The sequence below is a fragment of the Catonella sp. genome (assembly GCF_052169795.1).
Taxonomy (GTDB): Bacteria; Bacillota; Clostridia; order Lachnospirales; family Lachnospiraceae; genus Catonella.
In genome coordinates this window covers 1-5282 of record NZ_JBQNBU010000115.1, presented here as the reverse complement: position 1 = coordinate 5282, position 5282 = coordinate 1, and the positions used below count along the sequence as shown (strand labels likewise).

The following is a 5282-nucleotide window of genomic DNA, read 5'->3' as shown; positions in this document are numbered from 1 at the left end:
CTATTTTGTTTATTACTGTTGAAGGCTTTGAAATATTTTCTGTCTGTGAATTAGTTGCTTCATTAGGCAACTTTATTTTTTCCTCTGACTTAACAGAATTTTTTGTTGTACTACTCGATTTGTCTTTATCTTTATTTTCTTCTTTTTTGTCTCCTTCCTTATCATGCTTTATTTTCTTGTTATTATCATTTTTAGCTGAAGTTTTCTCTTTTTCTAAAATTAAAAAATATACATCATTAGCTCCGCTATAGTTACCTTTATATTCAACATGTACTGTTGCTGTACCTGCCGCAATATTGTCCTCATACGAAAGAATATAATCCTTTCCTTCAACTAAGGCTATTCCCTCATCATTTTTGATATCCACTTTGGGACAAATCGCTTTGCCTGTGTATTTTTGATTAGGAATTTTAGAAATTGTAAATTCATCAGCATCTGCAGGAGGAATAAAAAACGATATTTCTTTTTTACCCTTATATCCATTAATACCTGTTATAATTGCAATAGCTTCATTATTTTCTGTACTGGCATTTATATTATTTTTAAATTCTAATTTATAGTCTTTACCTTCTTTTAACTCTACTACATTATATAAATCATCTGTGTATTCTATTTTCAAAACAGGCTCAATAGGTTTTCCAGTATAACGACCATAGCTTAATGTATCTATCTCTATTTCTACTCCTTCATCTTTTGATATGTCTATTCTCTCTACTTCAACATTCAAACGCTTTTCTGATACTCCCATAGGATAGTTAGCCTCATAAATAATTTGTCCTTTTCCTTCTGTTTTAGCTACTATATTTCCTTCAGTATCAAGTTCAACTATATCAATAGCAACACTTTTCCCCTTAACATTTACTCCTGTTAAAGGAATCGGCGGCTGTTCGTATATTAGTTTAATGTATGGAATCATCCTCTTTATTTTAAGAATATCACTAGATTTTAATTTAACTGTCTGCTCTTTATCCCGCAACATTAAAAGGCTGTCATAAGGGTATGTTTCATTTGTTTCGACTATTAATGGAGTGTCCATTATAAAATCCCTTTTTACATCTACACTTACAATTTTTCTAGAATCATCTGCCATTCCCATAACTTGTCCTGAACTTTTATTGCCAAAATTCTGAACCCAGTATTTTCTTCCGTTAACCTCTGCACATCCAATGCCTACATGTGAATATCCTTTTTGAAGCATATTTCTTCTATGTCCTTGTCCGCTATAGTCCTCACTGTCTTCACACCAAGCTATAAATGCTTCATTTTGGCTCCTTTGACCATATGCCGCATTTTCTCCTACGAAATCTCCAGCCGTATAACATCCCTCACCATTTGGTCTTGTATGACTACTATGAAATAGTAATGCTATCTCCGCAGCCCTCTTCATAGCTATTTTTTCAAGTTCAGGATCAAGCTGCAAAGGAACCAGTTCCCCTGCTGCTATATTTGTCTTAGTATCATTATCTGCATTCCAGTACCATGTTCCACCTGTTCTAAATTCATTTATAAGGCTTAACATTTGTCTGGCTTCACTTTGATGATAAGTTACTTCGTAGCTTACTGTTACCAAATCAGAGGCTTTAGCAGTATGAAGCAGTACAGTTATTGAAAAAGTGAAAATAAAACAGATAAAAAAGATAGCTTTATTTATGCTATTAAATTTTAATTTCATGTATAATACCAATCCTTTCCTTGAAATTTATGTTTATTCATCATATGTCAAATGTGGATGATTGAAATAAGTCTCATATTCTCGATAGTCTATCTTTGTTTTATTCTTTCCATTCCCATCACATTTATAATACCTAAATCTCTGCTCATGATTTACATAGTACTCCTGTTCATATACTAAGCCTTTCCATAAAAGCATTCCATTAACAGCTTTTAGCTTAAATATACTCTTTCCTGTGTCTGTCATAACTTCCATAAGGGCATTGCTTGTATCTGAATGTGCACCTGCTGCCATTAACCTATTATTTTTTACCTGAAAGCACCTTAGTTGCTTTCTTTGAGTTAATATTCATTTTATAGTTTAAAAGGCCATTCGAACACACCTTGTACAAATGGCCTAGAAAATATTAATCTTATTCTCTGTTTTCAACAAATAACCTTATGTCCTCAGACTCAAGCTCAAACCTTTCTGCAAGATCTTGTATTGCCCTTAATTTAGCATTGCTGTTGTTATTTGTTTCAATAAAAAGCTCATTCCCAATCTTATATGCACTTCTTAAATCTTCTTCTTTGTCAGAAGTCCAAGAAAATTTGTGCTGTTTGTATTTTTCTGAATCTAGCTCATATAGTTTTTCATTTATTGTCTTGTAAGCATCTACCACTCCACCTGTAATATCTATTTCTTCACCCAAAATATCAATCTTAGATATTTTTTTGTTGGTAAGATCTATGTCACTATCCCATTCAAACCATGTACTAGTATCTGCTTTTACATTAGGCATTTCTGGTATCCACCATATTTTTTTTGCTTTTTCAAGAAGAATTTTTGCACGTTCTACTATCTCCTTTTCTCCCCAGGAGTTACACTGTCCAACATATTCATTCAAATATAACTTACTAGACAAAAATCCCTTATCTTCTAATGTCTTCTTATAGTTAAAACTATTGTTGCTATATTCACTATTATATGCTGTTAGTGTAAGATTTCCTATAGTGTTAAGGTATTTCAGATGTACAGCTTCACTATCAGAGCCCAGCTCATCTCTCCAGTCATCTGTAAGAGTCTGCGGCATTATATGTTCTATTGTAAGCTCCCCTTTTGAAATCTGCTTATCTACTGCAATCTGCTCTTTATTGCCATAATTTTCAAGGCGTTCAAGTATATACTGACGAACTGAAGGCTTTCTTGTATAAAGCTCATATGTGATAAATTTATCTTCCATATCACTATTACTTGGAAAGCGACTTCTTCCTGTCTTCCTCATCATCATACTCTTAAATAGTTCAAAGTAAGAACTTCCTTCACTATACTCTTTCTCTATTTCGCCTCCAAGCCTTGCAAAGCCTTTATTAAGAGAATTGGTCGGTAAATCGCAGATTTCTCTCCTTATAATATAACTCTCAACCATTTCAAAAGCTCTATCTAACTCATCATCTGAGAGCTTTTTATTCTCTTTAGCCATAAATAAATCCATAAAGAGCGGTATACAGGTCTTTACCTGTAATTTATAAAGCCTTCTTAAAACTTCTAAATATGACTTCTTTTCTTCACCAGGATTAATTATAATCGAAAAATATTTTCCATATGCAAGCATATCTTTCAGAATCTCTTCTTTATTTACCTCATCCTTTTCAGTTTTTTTACAACTATAATAATATTCCTTAAACTTAAAATATAAATCTTTTTCTGAAAATAACTGCCTTGTCTTGATAGCAAGATAGTATCTTATAAAACTGTCCATATTATTCTTGCTTACAAGTTTTTCCAATGGTTCCCAGTATTTTTTATAGAATTTTTCCTGAGCATCGTATTTCATTCCCATTAAAATAAAATTTCTTACTTTGTCAGTATTATCTAGTGCAAGGCCAGTAGAATTCATACTTTCAAAAATAAGCTGAGGATCATCATCCCCATCCAAGCTTATACCAACATATTCAAGTTTTGCCATAGAATCATAGATACCATCAATATCTTCCGGTTTCATTTTTTCTAACTCATTATAAAAATAATTATAGTTGTTCATTATGTTGTCACTTCCATCATTATGGCCATTAAGAAGCATTTCATATGAATTATCATCTCCTTGTACCAGTTTAAGCTTGAGTTTCTTTTCATTTTTCTGAAGAACATCAATCAAATATGCTTCTATAGCCTCTTTTGTAACCTCAAGCTCTACATCCTTATGTTCTCTCATATAATTTCTGATAGCTAAAAGTAACAGTGAAACTGTAGTGATTCTCTGCTGTCCATCAATTATTGTCAATTCCTCACATCTGCCATCATTTTTTGATGCAAAAACTATTGCTCCAAAAAAATGAGTTTCATTTCTATTCTTATGAACATCTTTAAGATCCTTCATAAGCTGTATACAGTTTTCCTTTTTCCAACTGTACTGCCTCTGATAAACTGGAATTATAAATTTTTTCATATTTCCATTAAATAATCCAAGTAACAATCTGTTTTTAGCTGCATTCATGTTTTTTATTCCTTTCTTTTTTCTCTTATATTACTCCATGTTAAATACTATAATAACAAGTGAGAGCACTAATTTATTATGATTACTTAGTCTTTTTCAGTTTTTTAATAAGTTTTGCCTCTGCCTCTTCAGAACCATAATCATATTTAAGTGGCACTAAAACCTTGCCTTTACTATTTATATATCCGTAGTTTTTAAAATCTTTAGTAACTGAGTACACCTTATGTTCATAGTCATAACTCATATCTTTATAAACAAAAGGAATGACCGTTTTACCCTTTTTATTTATTGCCCCATACTTATTCTTTTTTGCTACTACCGCTAAGCCCTTATTGAAAAAGCTCGCATCATCATATTTATAAGGTATTACAACTTTAAATTTTGTATTTAGATAAGCAAATTTATAATTTTTAGAAACCGACATCAAACCTTCTGAAAAAGGTCTGATTATATCATAATCTAACGGCAATATCACTTCTCCATCAGGCGATATTAATCCTTCCCTATATACCGCATTTTCACCTTCTCCCTCTTCAGACGCTATAATAATATTACCATCATAGTACCATGAATACGCTGGCCCACTATATTCCGATATTGTCTTATATTTAGGCTCATATAGTATGGTTCTATCTTCCTTTGCAAGTCCAAACATATCTCCCTTTTCATTACTGATTTTAAGCAAATTATTTCCAATAGTTCCTTCAAGCTTATAGCCCTTCTCAACAAGCCAGCTGTATTTTTTCTTAACTGCCTTATCCCACTTAATGGTTGTTTCCTCAGCCTTTGCTACAGTAACTTCTCCCTGAATATTTCCCACAATCATAACGGCGGCAAGAAGTACTGTTAGTAATGCTTTTGATTTTTTAGATTTCATGCTTTAGTTCTCCTCGTATTCTCACATTATTTTTATCACTTACTCTGTTAAATAAACTAATAAATAATTTAGGTCTATCCACCTTTGTTAAAAAGAAATCCAATTTTTAAACAACAAAAGCACCTGCCTGATATTTCATCAGACAGATGCCTTAATTTACAATATTCAGTTTTAACAAAGCCTATAAAATCACGCAGTAACCCCTTGCTTGCTTGCTTGCTTGCTTGCTTGCTTGCTTGCTTGCTTGCTTGCTTGCT

Annotated in this window: 5 protein-coding genes; all 5 read right to left on the bottom strand. The window is 32.2% G+C overall.

From position 1 onward, the window contains the following. On the bottom strand, nucleotides 1-1672 hold a 1672-nt coding region (locus tag ACTTKP_RS10985; RefSeq protein WP_442553944.1), incomplete at its 3' end, for a CAP domain-containing protein. 33 nt (nucleotides 1673-1705) lie between these two features. After that, nucleotides 1706-1966: a hypothetical protein gene (locus ACTTKP_RS10980; protein WP_442553943.1), complete on the bottom strand. Its 261-nt coding sequence runs from the start codon at nucleotides 1964-1966 to the stop codon at nucleotides 1706-1708. A gap of 118 nt (nucleotides 1967-2084) precedes the next feature. After that, entirely contained in the window at nucleotides 2085-4148 is a 2064-nt protein-coding gene (locus ACTTKP_RS10975; RefSeq protein ID WP_442553942.1) for a DUF262 domain-containing protein, read from the bottom strand. Nucleotides 4149-4230: 82 nt separating this feature from the next. Beyond that, nucleotides 4231-5025, bottom strand: a complete 795-nt coding sequence (locus ACTTKP_RS10970; RefSeq protein WP_442553941.1) for a WG repeat-containing protein — start codon at nucleotides 5023-5025, stop codon at nucleotides 4231-4233. 74 nt (nucleotides 5026-5099) lie between these two features. Further along, nucleotides 5100-5282 (bottom strand): hypothetical protein (locus tag ACTTKP_RS10965; protein ID WP_442553940.1); only part of this gene is annotated, 183 nt, incomplete at its 5' end.